An 18358-nucleotide genomic window follows, 5' to 3' on the forward strand; every position below is an offset into this window, starting at 1 on the left:
CCATGGGTAATTTTTTTTCGGTTAGAATAGAAACTCTCGGCTGCCGCTTAAACCAAGTGGAATCGGAGGCTCTTGTTGCCCGCTTTGCCGAATCCGGCTTTGACATTTTTTCAAAGGAAACACCAGAAACCGCTTTGCCTGTAAAACTTTGTATTGTAAATACCTGCACGGTTACGGGAAAGGCCGAACAAAAGGCCCGCCGCATTATCCGCCTTTTATTAAAGGAGCATGAAGCATCTGTTATTCTTGTTACAGGCTGCTATGCAGAGCTTGAAGCCGATACTATAGAAAAAATCGATAAAAGGGTCATAGCCTTTTCGGGCAAAAAAAAAGATGAACTTGACGGTTTGCCTCAATTTTTAAAAGAGGCTTGTCTTAAAAATAAGGAACTAAAAGAACGCCCTATTAGTCTTAAAGAAAATCTTCTTTTATTTAGAGACAAAATATATTCAAAAAAAGAGCAATCGGATAAATTCTTTTTTATAAAAGAGCCGGAAAGAAGAAAAGCTCTATTTAAGTTAAGTTCTCCGGTATTCTTTTTTCATTCCAGAGCCAGTTTAAAGGTACAAGACGGGTGCAATAACTCTTGTGCCTATTGCAGGATAAGACTTGCACGCGGCTCTTCCGTTTCTCTGCCTGCGGAAGAAGCCGTAAGGCGGATAGTTCAAATCGAAAGAAACGGAGCTGCAGAGGTTGTTTTATCGGGTGTAAACCTATCCCAATATAGGGATGAAACCTATGGAGGCTTTGCAAATCTTTTAGCTATGCTTTTGGAAAATACAAAAAAAATAAGAATCCGCATTTCGAGCATATATCCTGAATGTGTAGATGAAGAGGCCTTAAAAATTGTAAAGAATAAAAGAATATGCCCTCATTTTCATCTTTCGGTACAGTCGGGAAGCGATAAAATTTTAAAAGCTATGAATAGGTTCTATCGGGAAGAGGATATACGTAGGGCTGTAAATAATTTGCGGGAGGTAAAGGATAATCCATTTATAGGATGCGATATAATTACGGGCTTTCCTTCCGAAACTGAAGAAGATTTTTTGCAAACGTTTAAAATGTGTGAAGATTTAAAAATTCCCGGTATCCATGTTTTTCCTTTTTCGGCCCGACCGGGAACGAAAGCCTTTTCTATGAAACCGAAAGTTCCTGAAAGGGAGGCCGGAAGGAGGGCTTCGCTTCTTTCATCCTTGAGTGAAAAAAACTATCAAAGCTATTTAGCTTCTTGTGACAGGAAAGTTTTTTTTGGAGTTATAGAAAAAGTTCAAAAAAATGAAGATTTAAGGATTGTAACCGAAAATTATTTAACTCTTCCTTTAAAACCGGACAAAGGAACTGAAAATTATATGGGCGGCGAAGGCTTATATGTTATTATAAAGGATGGAGTTGCATATCTTGCGGATTAGTATTTTTTATGATAAAATTACTTTAAACTAAAGCATTGATACAGGAAATTTGAGCGGAGGTATATGTGAAGAAAATAATTGTTTTTTTATTCTTGTTTATGGTTTGTTGGTCAGGCTTTGCACAGATTTCTATGCCGGATCCCCTAGCCCCATCCTATGTTTCTCCACGCCTAAGCGGATTAGGTGCTCCTTTTACAACATATCAGGCCGGAACCGAGACTCTGTTTACAAATCCGGCTCTATTTCCGTTTTTGACTAAACGTTGGTCGGCAGGAAAGGCTGCATTTCATGCAAATGAGGGCGGTTTGGGAGGTTTAAATTCCATCTCCGAATCCGAAAAAATAAAGGCTTTTGCAGAATATCTTTATAAGGGCGATAGTAAATATGTTGACTTTTCTGCTACAGGCCCTTTAGCCCTGAGCTTAGCCGATAAAAATTTTGCTGTAGGTATTTTTAATAGATCTATTGTGAATGCCGATTTGGAAAATACTATAATGCGAAAGCTATTGATAGGAGAGGAGCTTTTTGTAACAGGTGGATACGGCATATGTCTTCATGATGATGGAATAAATAAGGTTTCTCTAGGTTTTCAGATGAAGGGCTTTTTTCAAACTTTCTCCTATGCTTTAAACAAAACTCAGATCGATATGGCTGCGGCGGTGAATTCCGGCTTTAAAAATTTAAACATTGTTTTTGTTAACGGACTCGGACTTGATGCAGGCTTTTTGTACAAGTATGACAATTACTTTTTTTTAGGGCTGACATGCAGGGATGCTTATACTCCTGTTTTTTTAACCCCTTATAATAGCTTTGAAGACTTTAAAAAAGCAAACACGGCTGGTAAGACAGAGTATAAAACGCTTTTGCCTAATTTGAGTGTGGGTATAGGTTCAATGCCTGTTTTTGATGATATGTGGACTACCGTTTCTTCATGGTCATTTTATATTGACTACCAAAACATTCTCGAGCCGATTTTTAATAGAAACAGAAGTCCCTTGCTTAATATTGCTGCAGGAACCGAAATAGTTTTTCATAAGGTGTTGAGCTTTAGATTGGGTATGAATGAGCTTTACCCTCATTTGGGAGTCGGACTTGATTTTACCTATTTTCAAATAGATTTTTCTGCTTTTTTAAAGGAAATGGGAAATAAACCTTGGGAAAAGTCTAAAACCTGTCTGGATTTTGCTTTTTCATTTGAATATTGATTTTAGCGTAATTTATTTTTAGGAATTCTTATGTCTTGTGAAGTAAAGGCCGAAAGCAATACTGAAATTTTTGTATGCAGGCGTGTTAAAATTTTGTCACGCCTTGCTCTTTTTTCGGCAACTCTTTTATGGGGAAGCACCTTTGTTGCAGTAAGCAGCACAAACGATTTTTTTAAGCCTAATTTTTTATTGGCCTGCCGCTTTTTACCTGCCTGTCTGATTCTTTGTGCCGTGTTTTTTAAACGACTAAAGCAGCTTGACAAGCATTACCTAAAGGCCGGATGTTTTTTAGGATTTATTATGTTTGCAGGTTATTCTTTACAAGCTATTGCCATTACTACTGCAGGAGGTCTTCCCGGCCGCAGTTCTTTTTTGGTTGCAACTTATTGTGTTCTTGTTCCCTTTGTAAACGCTGCGGTTTTAAAAAAGAAGCCGGACAAATTCAATCTTTTTGCGGCCTTTCTTTGCTTTGTAGGAATCCTCGCAATTTCGATGCCCGATTTGATTTCGGAAAGTCAAAACGGAGTAAACTGGGGCGATGCTTTTTCCCTTATAAGCAGCTTTATATTTGCAGTATATATTGTTCTTCTTCCTAAATTTATGGAAAAACTTGATGCTGTTCTTATAACGATTGTTCAATTTGCTTTTGCAGGAAGCTATGCCCTCATTTTTTCTCTTTTGTTCGAGGATAACTCCAATACCGTTTGGAATTATCAGTCTGTTTTTACGCTTGTTTATTTGACTGTCCTTTGTACGGCACTCTGTGTATTGCTTCAAGCTGTGGGGCAAAAGAATACTCCTCCTGCTACAGCCGCCCTTATTTTTTCTCTTGAATCCGTGTTCAGCATCTTCCTTTCGATAATGCTTACCGATGAAAAATTTACGCCTGCCTTGGGTTTGGGCTGTTCTTGCATTTTTATTGCAATTATAATCTCCGAAACAAAGCTGTCATTTTTAAGAAAAAAATCAATGGATGTAAACTGATTTTTACAAGAAGCCCAATAATCATTCAATCTAAGTAAGATTATCATTGAATTAAAGCTCTGTTTTAATATTCCGAAAATAAAATAAGAGTTATAGTTTATATAATAGGGTATCTCTAAAAACTCGGTTAGATTTTAGAGGTTCCCAACAGAACTTGAGAGGGGAAAGAATATGCTTCATAATATTGTTTTTCAAGATAATTTGTTTCAAATAACCAGAATGTTGGATGTAATAAAGGACGGTCTTAATTTAGACCTTTCAGAAATTATTTTTGCGGATAAGATGGTAAGAGATATTTTATTTTTTGATGCAGCCCTCCAAAAACTCTTTAGTCAGATAGAACCTCAGTCCCACTTGTCCGATTATATCGACACAATGAACTGCCTTTATTTTTGCATCAAAAAGTATATGAACATTTTAAATTTGATTTTAACCGAAAAACTCTGTCCTGAATCCGTTTTTAGCACGGAAAAAGCCCGTCTTGAAGGTATTTATAAAAAACATCAGGATTTTCTCGGCAAAATAAATATAGATATTTCCGATACGAATTTTGAAAATGAAACCTACAACATCGTCTCTCAAAATGAACTTTCAGAGTTATTGAACTTAGGATAGGTCTATGCTATAATTATTCCTATGAGAATAACCGGAGGAAGTTTAAAAAACAGACAGGTAGAGTGCCCTAAGGGGATAATAAGGCCTGCAATGGACAGAATGAGGGAGTCTGTTTTTTCCATACTTGGAGATCTTTCAGGTCTTTCTTTTTTAGACCTTTTTACGGGATCGGGAGTCTGCGGTTTGGAAGCCTATTCGCGCGGAGCCTATCCTGTCTATCTTGTAGAAAAAGATGCCGATAAATTTCCCGTTTTATTAAAAAACGTTTCCATGGCAGATAAAAAACTTGAATGTAAAAGGATGCCGGCAGAAACTTTTATAAAAAGAGCTAAGGTATCCTTTGATATTATCTACCTTGACCCACCCTTCCCCTATAAATTTCACGTAGAACTTCTAAAAAAAATAGAAGAATCAAAAATATTAAAAGAAGGCGGCCTTGTGATGATGCATAGGCCTTCTGAAAAAGCTATGCCTCAAACTATAGGCTCTCTGACAAAGAGAGATGAAAGAATATATGGAAGATCCATCGTGGATTTTTATCGCAAAGAAAATTATTGTATGCGGTTTGTAACCAAATCGCGTGATATGGAGGAAGGATGTTTAAGTTAAAAGAAAATTTTTTGCTTGGAGTTGCTACGGCTTCTACCCAGATTGAGGGAGGAAGGGTAAATTCTAACTGGAACGATTTTTGTAACCGCAAAATGACAAATGACGGCTCGGACGTGTCCCGTGCAAATATGCACTACGAAAAGATTGAAGAAGATACCAAGCTTTTAAAAAAAATGGGGATTCAAAGCTACCGCATGTCCTTAGAATGGGCACGAATTGAGCCTGAAAAGGGAAAATTCGATACTAAAGCCCTTGATCACTATAAAGAAGAATTAAGCCTTTTAAAAAGAGCAGGTATAAGGCCCTTAATAAGCCTATACCATTTTAGCCATCCCATGTGGTTTGAAAATTCGGGAGGCTTTACAAAAAAAGAAAATGTTGAAGTCTTTTTAAATTATGTAAAGACTTGCATAAGCGAGCTCGGCAGCTTTTGCAGCGACTATGTTACAATAAATGAGCCTAATGTCTATGCGGTTCAATCCTTTTTTTTAGGTCTTTGGCCGCCTGAAAAAAAGTCTCTTTTTATGACTTTAAAGGTAATGAACGTCCTCGTAGCCGCCCATTGTAAGGCCTATGAGTTAATCCATAAAATACGCAAAGAGAAGGGCTTTACGGACACAAGGGTAAGCTTTGCCCACCACATGCAGGCCTTCCATCCAAAAGATAAAAATAGAAAAGCCGATCAAAGGGCTGCTAAAAGAATAAGCAAAATTTTTCAAGACGGAATTATGAAAGCCTGTTTTAAGGGAGAATTTTCATTTCCTTTAAAAAATATCCTAAACATAAAAAACAAAACTACGTAGATTTTATAGCCATCAACTATTATTCAAGGCAGGCAGTAAGAGGTTTTTCTTACAAAGCCTTTGAAAACACTCCTAAAAACGATTTAGGCTGGGATATTTATCCATTGGGCATAATTGAATGTGCCCAAAACTGCTATGACTGCCTTCCTCTGCCGATAGTCATAAGCGAAAACGGAACATGCGACAATAATGATGCGTTTAGATGCCGATATATTTATGATCACCTAAAACTTATAAGCGAATCACCCCTTCCCTTTGAAGCCTATTATCATTGGTGCTTTATCGACAATTTCGAGTGGAAGGAAGGGGAATCTGCCAGATTCGGCCTTGTGCACTGTAATTACGAAACTCAAGAAAGAACGGTCAAAAAAAGCGGGGAATTCTACAGCGAAATGATCAAAAAGCGAGGTGTCGATAAATCGATGATGGAAAAATATGTTGAACCTTGTAAGTATAATGTAAAATAATTGAACACGGGTATTCTACAACAATAACATTATATTTACCTAATAGCTATGAATATGTTAAAAAAAAGTATAATATTTTTAAAATTAGAATTGGAATAACAAATATTTATTTGTATATTTATTATTTTTAATACTAAACAGGCGTGGAGCTTTATCGGTTTAGGAATAGTTTCAGCGGCTTTTTGTACATTTTTTTATTTGCGGGATAATAGATAAGTGATAAGTTATGGATAAATAATGCCGATAAAATTAAACAGTTTTTCTCAAGCCTATTGACATTTTATGCGGTTTTTTGCTATATTTAGTCCCTAGTGTTTAAATTTGTCCGGTATAAACCCGTTAATATGCCGGCAAAAGTTTTTTTATGAGGTATAAAGATGTACGCACTTATTGAGTATAAAGGCAAACAGTATAAAGCTGAGAAGGGTGTAAAACTCGTAGTTGATAAACTTTCTGCCGAAAGCGGAAGCAAAATCGACATCGACACCGTTCTTTTAATCAGCGATGGAGATAAAGTTACTGTGGGAACTCCCTACGTAAGCGGAGCTAAGGTTTCTGCAACAGTAGGAGATTCTTTTAGAGAAAGAAAGATTATTGTTTACAAGCATAAGGCTAAGAAAAACTACCACAGAACCCAAGGACATAGGCAGGGACATACCTGCATTACTGTTGACGATATTGTCGGATAAAAAAAGTGGTAAAAATTCGGCTTCTTTCAAATGCTGAAAACTGTTTTTCGGCCTTTGAATCGTCAGGCCATGCCGGCGGCAGTTACGCTTTGTGCGGTGATAATGACGGCAAGCCGGAAAAAGGCGGCAATATAGTTTGTGCCGCCGTTACCATTTTGCTTAAAACGGCCGTTTTAAGCTTAAGCTCGGCTCAAAAAGAGAGCTCAAGTTTAAAGGCCGAAATACTGGCTGATAATCCGGGCTATCTTTCGGCAAAAGTAACAGCTTTTTCGGAAAAAGATATGCCCAGATTGCAGTATTTACTGGAATTTTTAACAATAGGTTTAATGGCCATTGAGGCCGAATATCCCGATTGTTTGGATTTACAGATAGCTTAAAGATTTTGATAATTTTTTTGGAGGATTATTATGGCACGTAAAAAGGGCGGCAGCGGTGCAAAAAACGGAAGAGATTCCAATCCTAAATATTTGGGTGTTAAAGTTTACGGCGGAACGGAAGTATCGGCCGGTTCAATTTTGGTTCGCCAGAGAGGTACTTCAATCCATCCGGGTAACAATGTAGGCTGCGGAAAAGACTATACATTATTTGCAAAAGCTGACGGTGTAGTTACCTACCATGAAAGAAAGGGTAGAAAACTCGCATCTATCGAAGCAAAATAATTTGGCTTCGAGTTAATGTATAAAAAAGCCGGTTTTTGCCGGCTTTTTTTGTAGGAAAAAAGAGCAATTATGGTAAAATTTGCAGATGAATCTAAAATAAGAGTTTCCTCAGGAAAGGGCGGCAACGGCTGTATAGCATTTAGACGGGAAAAGTATGTTCCTATGGGTGGCCCCTCGGGAGGGGACGGCGGCCGAGGCGGAGACCTTATCTTTGAAATACGCCGCAACATGAGAACACTGGTTCATTTGAGACATAAAAGGGTTTACAAGGCAAAAAACGGCGGGGGAGGGGAAGGCTCTCAACGTTTCGGTAAAAAAGGCGATGACTGCATAATACCTCTTCCTCCCGGCTGCGTAATAAAAGACCCGGAAACGGGAAAAACTATTTTGGATTTTGGAGATGCTGAAGAAGGCCGCTTTGTTTTTCTCAAAGGCGGAAACGGCGGTTGGGGAAACTGTCATTTTAAGACCTCCACCAATCAAGCTCCTAAAACTGCTCTTCCCGGACAAGAAGGGGAAACAAGAGAAATAATCGTCGAGCTTAACATAATAGCCGATATAGGCTTGGTAGGCTTTCCTAATGCGGGAAAATCTTCTCTTCTCGACTATTTTACAAATGCAAGGCCTAAAATTGCTCCCTATCCCTTTACCACCAAAATTCCGAACCTTGGAGTTTTGCGTGTAGACGAAGAAAGGGATGTTATCATTGCCGACATACCGGGAATCCTTGAGGGGGCTTCAGAGGGTATAGGACTCGGCATAAGATTTTTAAAGCATATAGCCCGTTCTGCAGGTCTCGCCTTTTTAATAGACCTTTCAGACGATAACTATTTAAGGGCATACGATGTTCTTTGTAAAGAACTGGAAAGCTATTCAAAAGAATTGGCCCAAAAGAAAAGAATTATAATTGCCACAAAATTGGACTTGCCCGATGCAAAAGAAAGATTAGCAGAGCTTAAAAATGCAATTCCCGATCAGGAAATTTTAGGTATTTCTCTTTATAATGAATGGGGTTTGGGAGAAGTAAAAAAAGCCTTTATTAACTTGGCCGATGAAATGCAAAAAACAAAACAGCAAAAAGAAAGCCTTGACCCATATCAACAAAACAAAAATTTTATGACGGCAGAACTCGATGATGTTTTTTATGAAGAAAAAAATGATGACGATCACTTCGGGGCAACAGTCAGCTTGAGCCGTAAAAGGAAACCTAAAAAATGAGGCTGGCAATCTTAGGCGGTTCTTTTAATCCCATACATCTTGGACACTTAAATTTAGCTTTTCACTCTTACAAGGAATTAGCCTATGATAAGATTGCTATTGTTCCGGCCTATATTTCTCCTTTTAAAATTTTTTCTAAAGATACGGAAGTTGAAGATAGGCTTAAAATGATAGACCTTGCTATTGCCGATAAACCTTATCTGTACTGTGAGTTATATGAGATTGAAAGGCAGGGCGTTTCTTACACAATAGATACGATAAATTATCTTTATAAAAAATTTCCCGATATCGAAGGAAAAATAGGCCTAATTATCGGGGATGATTTAAAAGATAATTTTTCCCGCTGGAAAGATGCTGAAGAAATTATAAAGAAGACCGACATAATTATAGGGAGAAGAACAGGCCTTAAAGGCCATTCAAATATCTTAAATACCGGCTTTGCAGAGGCTTCTGTCAAGGAGCTAAAAAACGAAATCTTAAATATTTCGTCAACCCAAATAAGAGATGCGGTTTTAAAAGATGAAGATTTTTCTTCCCTCGTTCCCAAGGGAGTCTATGATTACATTGTGGAACACGGCCTTTATAAAAATAATACTTCGGTCTTGAATATAAATACATCAGATATAGAATTAAAAACAAAAGAAATAGACAGTTTTGCAAAAAGTGTTTTAACCGAATCACGCTATGCCCATTCAGTGCGTGTTGCAGAATATGCGCGTTATCTTGCACAAGAGTATGCAAAAGAAGGTGTATCCCCGTCTCTTGCTTATTTTACAGGCCTTGCTCATGATATTTGTAAAAAATGTTCCGATGAAGAGCTGGTAAAACTTGTAGAAGCCGACGGGCTTGGAATTGACAATATTGAAAATAGCCGCTTAAATCTTTTACACGGAAGAGCGGCTGCCGTAGTTTTGCAAAACAAATTCGGCATCAATGATGAGTCCGTTTTAAAAGCCGCTGCCTTTCATACTTTCGGATATGAGGGAATAGATGCCTTGGGAAAGATTATTTATATCGCCGATAAAATAGAACCCGGCCGTCCTAATACCCAAAACTTTCGAGATATGGTAAAATCTTCTTCTCTTAATGAGTTGATGCTTGCAGTCTTGGATTGGAACCTTGCCTATATCGAAAAAAAAGGAGCGAGCACTCATCCGGAAACAAAAAAAATGTATGAGCAAATACAAAAGGAGCTTAAAAGGTGAAAATAAAACTTATGGATACGGGGAAAAATATTATATTCCTTGTAGTAATTCTTATTGTTTTAATTACTTCCTTTGTTGTAGTTCTTTTAAAAATGCAAAGAGATATCGTTAAGGATTATCTTTCCTCCGATAAGATTTTAAAAGTTCTTTTAGTGGTTGAAGATAAGGGTGTTCCTATTTCTATAAGTATATTAGCCTATTATCCTGAAACAAAAAGAGCTGCTATGTTTGATGTGCCGGCGAATATAGGCTTGATTATTCAATCCTTAAACCGCACGGATGCAATAGGAGCCGTATACACCGAAAAAGGTATATCGAGCTTTAAGGCTGAAATAGAAAAACTTGCCGGTATTTCAGTTCCGTTTTATTTGACATGTAATCTTGACAACTTTGCTATGTTGACCGATATGCTGGGCGGGCTATCGGTATTTATTCCTTCGCCGGTAGACATAGATAACGATAATATGCGCATCCTCTTACCTTCAGGTTCCGTTTCTCTTGACGGAGACAAAATACGGGACTTTCTTGTTTATGAGGATGAATTGGATGCTGAAGGCGAGGCTGCTGCAAGAAAACAAAAGGCTGTTTTGGCTCTTTTTAGGGCTATAAACGATAATTCACCTGAGATTTTTTCTAAGGAGAGATTTTCGATTTTAAGCGATAATTTCAACTCGAATGTTTCCGGTTCCGATTTAAAGAATTTGCTTGAATCCATAAGCAAGATGGACTCTGAGCGTTTGGTTCCGCAGAGGCTTACAGGAGCTCTTCGAATTATCGAAGACAAGCGTCTTTTAACTCCGTTTAGAGAAGGGCAGCAGATAAAAGAAATTATCCGCCAAACAATTGCAGTATTGGCTTCCGATGATTCTTCAGCCCTTGAGCGTGTTTATGCTTTGGAAATTTTAAACGGAACAAATGTACAAGGCCTTGCAAAGACTACCTCAGAGCTTTATCAAAGCTTTGCCTATGATGTTGTAAGTATAGGAAATTCCGAAAATCCTGTAGAGGAAACGGTTTTGATAGATAGAATCGGAAACCCTTCCGTAGCAAACATTGTTGCAAAGGTTATAAGATGTAAAAATATTCAAACTACGCAGCTTCCTGCCGAAGGAGAATACGGAAGTGAAACCAATGTTGACTTTACCCTGATTTTGGGTTCGGATTTTAACGGTTTTTTTGTCGTTGAAAAAAAGAACGATAAAAAAGATAATGGTGATTGATAAGGATAAAACTAATGATAGAAAATTTTGACTTTTATGCTCCGGCCTTGGAGCTTGGAAAATTATTGCGCGATTTTAAGGGCGAAGATGTTGTTGTACTGGACTTACGGGATAAAAATATTTGGACGGATTTTTTTGTAATTTGTACCGTAACAAGTGCCGCTCATTCGGGCGGTTTGGAAAAAAGAGTTTACGAATTCTTACCTGAACACAATCTGGAAGAATATCATACCAAGCGTAAATCTCCCGACGGAGATGAGTGGAGGCTTATAGATTTGGGCGGTATTGTTGTGCATCTAATGAGCGAAACTGCCCGCAATTTTTACAGCCTTGAAAAAATTTGGTTTGATTCTAAAAATATTCTTGAAGACTAACCTTTACGATAAGAAGATGTAAAAATGAACAAAGCAAATCGTTTAAAAAACTATTCCTCTCTTTTTGTAAGTTTTTTTAAGATAGGACTTGTAACTTTCGGCGGAGGCCTTGCCATGCTGCCTATATTAAAAAGAGATTTGGTTGATTCTAAGGGCTGGCTTACCGAGGATGAAATTTTAGATTATTTTGCAATAGGTCAGAGTACACCCGGAATTATCGCTGTAAATGTTGCGACCTTTGTCGGGTATAAAAGAGGCGGGTTAATAGGCTCTATTTTTTCTACATCAGGAATTGTATTTCCGTCTCTGATAATCATTACCCTCATAGCCGCCTTTGTTTCAAATTTTAATGAATTGATTTGGGTACAAAAAGCCTTAAAGGGAGTAAATGTTGCAGTTTCCGTATTATTGGTAAAAGCGGTTTTTTCATTCGGAAAAAAAACGATTTTTGACCTTTGCACATTTTTTATAGCGGCTCTTTCATTTATTCTAATGTTTGTTTTTAATGTGCAGGGTGTATGGATAGTCATAGGTTCAGCCTTTTCAGGCTGGCTTTTTCAAACAATCAAATCAAGCCGGCTTTTAAAAAAGAATGAGGAAACCTTATGAGCCTTATTGCTTTGTTCTTCTTATTTATGTACATAGGTCTTTGTTCAATAGGCGGCGGCCTTGTTTCTATTACTCTCATGCAGCAGGAATTAATTTCTCGAGGACTTATAAGTTCCGAAGATTTTTTTGCTATGGTTGCTATTTCTGAATCTACACCTGGGCCTATGGGGATCAATATGGCAACCTATGTAGGCTATGAGCTTTACGGTATTTTAGGAAGTGTAGTTTTAACTACGGGTATTGTTCTTCCTTCTTTGGTAGTTATAGTTTTGATAGCCCGTTTTGCTTCGGCATTTCAAGAAAAACCTTTGGTAAAAAAAAGCTTTTACGGCTTAAGGGCGGGATCTGTCGGTATGATTGCAGTTGCCTGTTGGCAGGTAATAAATATTTCCATTTTAAATTTACCTGTATTTAGAGTAAGCGGTAAAATAACCGACATAGTACATATAAAACAATTTGCTTTTTTTTGGATCCTATTTTTTGTAAGTTTGTTTTTTAAAAAGCTTCATCCTATCGTTTTGGTTGCAGCCGGAGCCCTATTCGGCGTTCTGTTTTTATAAAGCTTTTTTTTAGATGAATATTTTTACTTTGCCGGTAATGTTGTTTTAATGTGAGCCAATGCGACTACTAGACATACCGCCTAAATAAATGCTAGCATTACAAATTCTATGATGAAAAAAAATGATAACTATGCTCTTTTAGGTATCTCTTCCGAGGCTTCGGTTGCCGAAATAAAAACGGCTTTTAGAAAAAAAGCAAAACTTCATCATCCCGATTTAATTCAGCATAAAACCGGAGAACAAAAAGAAAAATCCGAATCGGCTATGAGGCTTCTTTTAAATGCCTATCAAGCCATATTAAAAGAAAAAACGGCCGGCGAAAACCCGTTCGATTATTTTGATTTTTTTTCAAAAAAGAATACAGCTGAAAGTTTTGATTACCGTTTATGGCTTTTAAAAAAAACGGATTATGAAAGCCGTGCAAAACTAATTTTTTTTGATCTTTTCCACGGATTGGAACAATCTGCCGTAGAAGAATACAATAAAAGAAGGAGCGAGGCTGGAGGTTTCTACCTTTCAAAATATTTTGATAAAGAAGATTTTATGGACTGCGGTTTTGTCCTTGCAGAAGAACTTTATTTTCGATGCGAATACTATGAATCTTTTTTACTTTTGGAAGAGATTTTTTATTTGGAAAAACAAAAACCTTATTTTAAACATTTTTTTCCTGAAGTTACAGACTTGATAAAATCCATAATAAAAGATAAACTGCATAGGTATGTGGAAGATGAGCTTGCGCTAGACTGCTATGAAGCCTCTTTAGAATTGGGTTTTAAAAAGATAGATAGGGCTAACATTTTTAAGCGTATGTCCGAAATATATTATAGGTTTGGAGATACATACAGGGCATCTCAATATTTAAATGAGGCAATGCAGCTTAGCCCCAAACTAAAAGGAATAAAAATTATTCAAAATCAATTGGAGAATCGTTATGATTATAATTAAAACGGAAGAACAAATTAACGGAATCAGAAAATCCTGCAAGGCTCTTGCTCAACTCTTTGAAGAATTAAAGCCCGTAATCAAGCCCGGGATTAGTACAAAAGAGCTGGATGATTTTTGTGTTAACTACATAAAAAAAATCGGAGGTGTTCCCGCTTGGTATTCAGAAGGCTTTCCGGGGGCTGCCTGCATTTCGATAAATGAAGAGGTTATTCACGGCGTGCCCGGCAAAAGAATAGTAAAAGACGGAGACCTTGTTTCGATGGATATAGGAATAGACCTTGGCGGCTATATAAGTGATGCCTGCATAACCTATCCCGTCGGCAATGTCTCAAAGGAAAATAAAAAACTTTTAGAGGTTACTACGCAATGTCTTTATGCAGGAATTGAAGCATGTAAGGCAGGAAAAAGAGTTTCAGACATTTCAAAGGCTGTATTTAATTTGGCTAGTGCCCATAATTACGGGGTTGTTTATGACTACTGCGGACACGGTGTAGGACTCGGTGTACACGAAGATCCGAGTATTCCGAATGTGCCTGAAAGAATGAGGCCTAATCCCCGCCTAAGGGCCGGAATGGTGGTCGCAATAGAGCCTATGATTAACATGGGAACGGCCGATGTTGAGGTAAAAAAGACGGTTGGACTGTTGTAACGGCTGATAGGTCGGTTTCATGCCATATGGAACACACGGTTGCCATCTTTGAAGACCACACCGAAATCTTATCGCAGTTATAAAAGTTTTTATGGGGGAATAATGAATTCGATTATTTCATGGAATGTAAACGGCATCAGAGCCGTTGAAAAAAAAGGCTTTTTGGATTGGCTTAATACCGAAAATCCTGATGTGCTTTGCGTACAGGAAACAAAGGCTTCAAAGGCTCAACTTAGCAAAGAGCTTACCGAACCGGAACTGCCGAAAGGGAAATACCTTGCCTATTGGTCTTCTGCAAAAAGAGCCGGTTATTCGGGAACAGCTATTTTTACAAAAAAGGAACCTCTTCAAATAAGGACAATGGGTTTAAAGGAATTTGACGATGAAGGAAGAGTCCTTATTGCCGACTTTGACAAGGTTTCGATTATTTCTGCTTATTTTCCTAACTCACAAGACGGAGGAGCCCGTCTAGGCTACAAGCTGGATTTTTGTGCAGCCATACTCGAATTTTGTGATTCCATTCAAAAAAAAGGAAATAATGTTATTCTATGCGGAGACTATAATATTGCTCATAAACCCATAGACCTTGCAAACCCGAAAGCAAACGAAAAAAATCCCGGCTACCTTCCTGAAGAAAGGGCGTGGATGGATGAGTTTACCTCATCGGGCTATACCGACACCTTTCGGCATTTTTGTAAAGAAAAGGAAAAATACACATGGTGGAGCTACCGCTTTAGGGCCAGAGAAAAGAATATCGGTTGGAGACTGGATTATCATTGTGTAAATGATTCGTTTTTACCCAAAATAAAAGAATCGGTTATTTTAGACGGAGTAATGGGATCCGACCACTGTCCGGTCAAGCTAATTTATTAGTGCGGGTTAATACCCTGTTGCTGCGCAACGTACGCTCTGCGTCGGGGTTGTTGATTAGTAAGGCAATGTATTGAAAAATCAAAATCAAGGACAACTGATGAGCAAAACTCACCCCAAAAAACTGAAGTTTTTCGAGGTTTCCTATTGACATAATTTGGAAAAACTGATAATATCGCCTTTGTTACGCCGTTGTAGCTCAGTCGGTAGAGCAAAGGACTGAAAATCCTTGTGTCGACAGTTCGATTCTGTCCGACGGCACTTAAAGGGATATAAGATTTTCTTATATCCCTTTTTTTATTAAAAATTATCATAAATTTTATCTTTTTTAACACATTTTTCACAAAAAATTTAAGTTTTTTTTGTATAAACCCGATAATATAAGTAACGGTCGGGGTTATAGACGGCATTATTTTGACATCCGGATGCCGTTTTTTCTTAACCGATAATAATACGTTTTGAATCTTACTTCAAGAGCGTTTAATTTAGAGATTGGCACAAGTGCCAATCTCTTTTTTTATGCCGCTTTTATATTGCCTTTTTTATATGTAAATGTTATAATGAAGACATGGAAATTTATGATAAGGAGTATGCAAATGGCTTATAAAATTTCTAATGAGTGCACGAACTGTGCTGCGTGCGAAAGTGAATGCCCCGTAAACGCTATCAGCGAAGCCGGAGGCAAACACGTAATTGATGCTGATACCTGTATCAGCTGCGGTGCTTGTGCAGGCGTTTGTCCTGTTGAAGCAATCTCAGAGGAATAATCCGGCTTAAATTTTAAGACGTGATAACCTCAATCACGAGTCCGGAGGGCTTTATGAGTTTTGGAAAAATTATTAGGGGCTATGGGTCGTTTTTTTTCGGTCTGTTGACCTTTTCGGCTATTGCCGGAGTGTGTGTACTTGCAGGTGTCGCAGTAGCCTATCCTTTATGGTTTTTAGCTGTTACTAATGTAAGTTTGTACACAATAATTTCAATAAGCGTTTTTGTATGCGGGATTCTTTACATTTTAGTAAAGAAAACAATCAAAGCATATAAAAAAAGCCCTAGCGGACTCATTATTTCCATTTTAAAAAAAATAACCGTAATAGGCGGCCTTATATTATGTGCTAAATTGGTTTTGACCTTTAATAAGATACCGGCTATAATTGTTCTTATTTTGATTTTTGTGATCTACGGTTTTTTAGCCTTTGGAATAGACCAATCAAAAAATAAACGGTAATGAAGGCTTTTAAATTTCTATTTTTATTCTTTTTTTTATCAGCTTCAATTTTAAGAGCCCAAGTTCCCTATCCTCAAATAGAAAAATTAACTATTGATGACTATCTTTTTGTTCAATATTGCGACGATGTAGCTGATGCACGCAAAGCTTTGGCTGCAGCAAAAACAGGAAATGAACTTCCTATCAGATTTTACACCTATAAGGCAACCGGTGAAGACACTATAATAAAAATTGCAGCCCGATGTTCTATTCCATATGATGCAATTGTTACCTTAAATAGAATTGAGTCCGTTCAAACTGACATTGCAGGGCGTACCTTGATTCTTCCGACAATGCCTGCCGTTTATCTTCCAGAAAAATCCCTTTCAAGTATCGAAAAACTTACCGAAGCCCTTTTTAAAAAGAATAAAACAGAACCGGTAAAAATAAAAATATACGGCACCGAAGAGAAACGTGAGATATTTTGTTTTCCGGGAGAAATTTTTGACGGAACGGTGAGGGCTTTTTTCTTTATGCCCTTTTACCGCTTTCCTCTTAAAGATGCGGTTGTAACTTCGGGCTTCGGCAAAAGGCAGGACCCATTTACGGGCAAGGCAAGCTATCATCCGGGAATAGACCTTGCGGCTCCTACAGGAAGCCCCGTTATGGCCTGTGCAGCAGGCAGGGTAAAGGAAGTATCTTATAACAATGTTTATGGAAACTATATTATTTTAACCCACACCGATGGAAGGGCCAGCCTATACGGCCATTTGAGCAAGGTGTATGCGAGCTTGAATGAAACTGTAAAATCGGGTACAATTATCGGTGCAGTGGGCTCTACCGGAATGTCGACAGGGCCTCATCTTCATTTTGAAATACGTGAGCAAGGTATACCAAAAAACCCTGCCGATTTTGTAGATAAAAATAAATAAGGAATATTATTGGAGTTATAAATGATGGAAGCTAGGTTTTTAACATCCGAATATAAAGACGAGTTCGATAAGGTTGTTTCTCATCCCATCCAATCATGGGCTTGGGGAGATTTTAAAAAAAGCATGGGAGCTATTCCTGAGCGTATAGGTTTTTTTGAAGACGGAAAGCTTGTAGGAGGCTTGCAAATAATTTTCTCAAAATTATCAAAAACAAGGTATACCATCGGATATTCGGCAAAAGGAATAATTCCTAATGATGAACAAATGGGAATTATAAAAATAGCTGCAAAAAAACATAATGCTGTTTTTATAAAAATTGAACCGGATATATATGAGCCGGTATCAAGTAATTCGCAAGAGAATAAATCTTTTATAGATACCGAAAAATATCTTTTATCGAAGGGTGCAGCACGCGGAAAGCCATTATTTACAAAATATGATTTTCATTTAAATATAAGTGCGGGTTATGATGAGCTTTTAGCTTCTTTTCATTCAAAGACAAGGTATAACATTCGCCTTGCTGAAAAAAAAGGAGTAAAAATCATAGAAAATAGTACCGAAAAGGGAATGGAAAATTATATAAGTCTTATGTATGAGACAACAAAGAGACAGAATTTTTTTTAACCACAATGCCCAATATTTTCAAAATTTATTTAAAATATTTCCAAAAAGCAATCTAAAAATATTTGAAGCCGTTTATGAAGAAGAGGTTTTAACTGCATGGATACTCTTTAAATTTAACGGGAAACTTTATTATCCATACGGGGCATCAAGCAATAATCATAGAGAATTAATGCCCAATAACCTTATAATGTGGAAGGCTATTCAATACGGAAAAGAGGCAAATTGTTCTCTTTTTGACCTTTGGGGCTGCTTAGGACCAAATCCTGACACAAAGAATTCATGGTACGGCTTTCATAAATTTAAAGCAGGCTATAATCCTCAGTTGGTAGAATACATAGGGACATTCGACTTTGTGTATAAGCCTCTTATGTACAAATTATTTAACCTTGCAGATAAAATCAGATGGATTATTCTAAAAAATAAGAAAAGATAAATTTAAGAGGGCCTCTAAAAATCTAACCAAGTTTTTAAAGATGCTCTTAAGTTTTTTTATACTTAGCCGATAAAT

General features: G+C 37.4%; 21 protein-coding genes, 1 tRNA gene and 2 pseudogenes. All 24 read left to right on the forward strand.

The window, feature by feature from the left end:
• Window positions 1–2 precede the first annotated feature (2 nt).
• The 24 genes and pseudogenes from mtaB to JO40_RS14820 all read left to right on the forward strand — a co-directional run bounded on the left by mtaB (window position 3) and on the right by JO40_RS14820 (window position 18283).
• A complete protein-coding gene (mtaB, locus tag JO40_RS09895) occupies window positions 3–1409 on the forward strand; it encodes a tRNA (N(6)-L-threonylcarbamoyladenosine(37)-C(2))-methylthiotransferase MtaB (protein WP_044979195.1) in 1407 nt (468 codons plus the stop codon).
• A 65-nt stretch (window positions 1410–1474) separates the two neighbouring features.
• Window positions 1475–2614, forward strand: coding sequence for a hypothetical protein (locus tag JO40_RS09900; protein WP_044979196.1), 1140 nt, complete (start codon window positions 1475–1477; stop codon window positions 2612–2614).
• 30 nt (window positions 2615–2644) lie between these two features.
• Window positions 2645–3598 carry a DMT family transporter gene (locus tag JO40_RS09905; protein ID WP_044979197.1) on the forward strand — a complete coding sequence of 318 codons (954 nt, stop codon included), beginning with the start codon at window positions 2645–2647 and terminating at the stop codon, window positions 3596–3598.
• 171 nt (window positions 3599–3769) lie between these two features.
• Window positions 3770–4213, forward strand: a complete 444-nt coding sequence (locus JO40_RS09910) for a hypothetical protein (protein ID WP_044979198.1) — start codon at window positions 3770–3772, stop codon at window positions 4211–4213.
• A gap of 21 nt (window positions 4214–4234) precedes the next feature.
• A complete protein-coding gene (gene rsmD / locus JO40_RS09915) occupies window positions 4235–4822 on the forward strand; it encodes a 16S rRNA (guanine(966)-N(2))-methyltransferase RsmD (RefSeq protein WP_044979199.1) in 588 nt (195 codons plus the stop codon).
• Window positions 4810–6092, forward strand: a pseudogene (locus JO40_RS09920) (glycoside hydrolase family 1 protein). Before rsmD ends, JO40_RS09920 begins: the two are co-directional and overlap by 13 nt.
• Window positions 6093–6469: 377 nt before the next feature.
• Complete coding sequence (gene rplU, locus JO40_RS09925; RefSeq protein ID WP_044979200.1) at window positions 6470–6781, forward strand: 50S ribosomal protein L21; 312 nt, start codon at window positions 6470–6472, stop codon at window positions 6779–6781.
• Between the two features lie 5 nt (window positions 6782–6786).
• The gene (locus JO40_RS09930; RefSeq protein ID WP_044979201.1) at window positions 6787–7158 is read left to right on the forward strand and encodes a ribosomal-processing cysteine protease Prp; all 372 of its coding nucleotides are present in this window, start codon (window positions 6787–6789) and stop codon (window positions 7156–7158) included.
• 30 nt (window positions 7159–7188) lie between these two features.
• Window positions 7189–7440 carry a 50S ribosomal protein L27 gene (gene rpmA / locus JO40_RS09935; protein ID WP_002669471.1) on the forward strand — a complete coding sequence of 84 codons (252 nt, stop codon included), beginning with the start codon at window positions 7189–7191 and terminating at the stop codon, window positions 7438–7440.
• Between the two features lie 69 nt (window positions 7441–7509).
• Complete coding sequence (gene obgE / locus JO40_RS09940; RefSeq protein WP_044979203.1) at window positions 7510–8658, forward strand: GTPase ObgE; 1149 nt, start codon at window positions 7510–7512, stop codon at window positions 8656–8658.
• Window positions 8655–9863: a nicotinate-nucleotide adenylyltransferase gene (locus JO40_RS09945; RefSeq protein WP_044979204.1), complete on the forward strand. Its 1209-nt coding sequence runs from the start codon at window positions 8655–8657 to the stop codon at window positions 9861–9863. Before obgE ends, JO40_RS09945 begins: the two co-directional genes overlap by 4 nt.
• Window positions 9860–11083: an LCP family protein gene (locus tag JO40_RS09950; protein ID WP_144242275.1), complete on the forward strand. Its 1224-nt coding sequence runs from the start codon at window positions 9860–9862 to the stop codon at window positions 11081–11083. The genes JO40_RS09945 and JO40_RS09950 overlap by 4 nt, the downstream gene beginning before the upstream one ends.
• 14 nt (window positions 11084–11097) lie before the next feature.
• Entirely contained in the window at window positions 11098–11457 is a 360-nt protein-coding gene (rsfS, locus tag JO40_RS09955; RefSeq protein WP_044979205.1) for a ribosome silencing factor, read from the forward strand.
• Between the two features lie 24 nt (window positions 11458–11481).
• The gene (locus JO40_RS09960) at window positions 11482–12066 is read left to right on the forward strand and encodes a chromate transporter (protein ID WP_044979206.1); all 585 of its coding nucleotides are present in this window, start codon (window positions 11482–11484) and stop codon (window positions 12064–12066) included.
• Window positions 12063–12626: a chromate transporter gene (locus JO40_RS09965; protein WP_044979208.1), complete on the forward strand. Its 564-nt coding sequence runs from the start codon at window positions 12063–12065 to the stop codon at window positions 12624–12626. Before JO40_RS09960 ends, JO40_RS09965 begins: the two co-directional genes overlap by 4 nt.
• A 108-nt stretch (window positions 12627–12734) precedes the next feature.
• Complete coding sequence (locus JO40_RS09970; protein WP_044979209.1) at window positions 12735–13571, forward strand: DnaJ domain-containing protein; 837 nt, start codon at window positions 12735–12737, stop codon at window positions 13569–13571.
• Window positions 13558–14303: pseudogene (gene map / locus JO40_RS09975) on the forward strand (type I methionyl aminopeptidase). The gene JO40_RS09970 and the pseudogene map overlap by 14 nt, the downstream one beginning before the upstream one ends.
• A 19-nt stretch (window positions 14304–14322) precedes the next feature.
• Window positions 14323–15093, forward strand: a complete 771-nt coding sequence (locus tag JO40_RS09980) for an exodeoxyribonuclease III (protein ID WP_044979210.1) — start codon at window positions 14323–14325, stop codon at window positions 15091–15093.
• Window positions 15094–15278: 185 nt separating this feature from the next.
• Window positions 15279–15351: transfer RNA gene (locus tag JO40_RS09985), tRNA-Phe, on the forward strand.
• A 335-nt stretch (window positions 15352–15686) separates the two neighbouring features.
• Window positions 15687–15857, forward strand: a complete 171-nt coding sequence (locus tag JO40_RS09990) for a DUF362 domain-containing protein (protein WP_002670897.1) — start codon at window positions 15687–15689, stop codon at window positions 15855–15857.
• A gap of 53 nt (window positions 15858–15910) precedes the next feature.
• Entirely contained in the window at window positions 15911–16315 is a 405-nt protein-coding gene (locus tag JO40_RS09995; protein ID WP_245608847.1) for a hypothetical protein, read from the forward strand.
• The gene (locus tag JO40_RS10000) at window positions 16315–17226 is read left to right on the forward strand and encodes a LysM peptidoglycan-binding domain-containing M23 family metallopeptidase (RefSeq protein WP_044979211.1); all 912 of its coding nucleotides are present in this window, start codon (window positions 16315–16317) and stop codon (window positions 17224–17226) included. The genes JO40_RS09995 and JO40_RS10000 overlap by 1 nt, the downstream gene beginning before the upstream one ends.
• 21 nt (window positions 17227–17247) lie before the next feature.
• The gene (locus tag JO40_RS14815) at window positions 17248–17850 is read left to right on the forward strand and encodes a lipid II:glycine glycyltransferase FemX (protein WP_245608848.1); all 603 of its coding nucleotides are present in this window, start codon (window positions 17248–17250) and stop codon (window positions 17848–17850) included.
• On the forward strand, window positions 17819–18283 hold the full coding sequence (locus JO40_RS14820) for a lipid II:glycine glycyltransferase FemX (RefSeq protein WP_245608849.1): 465 nt from the start codon (window positions 17819–17821) through the stop codon (window positions 18281–18283). Before JO40_RS14815 ends, JO40_RS14820 begins: the two co-directional genes overlap by 32 nt.
• Window positions 18284–18358 lie beyond the last annotated feature (75 nt).

This window comes from Treponema putidum (genome assembly GCF_000755145.1).
Lineage (GTDB): Bacteria > Spirochaetota > Spirochaetia > Treponematales > Treponemataceae > Treponema_B > Treponema_B putidum.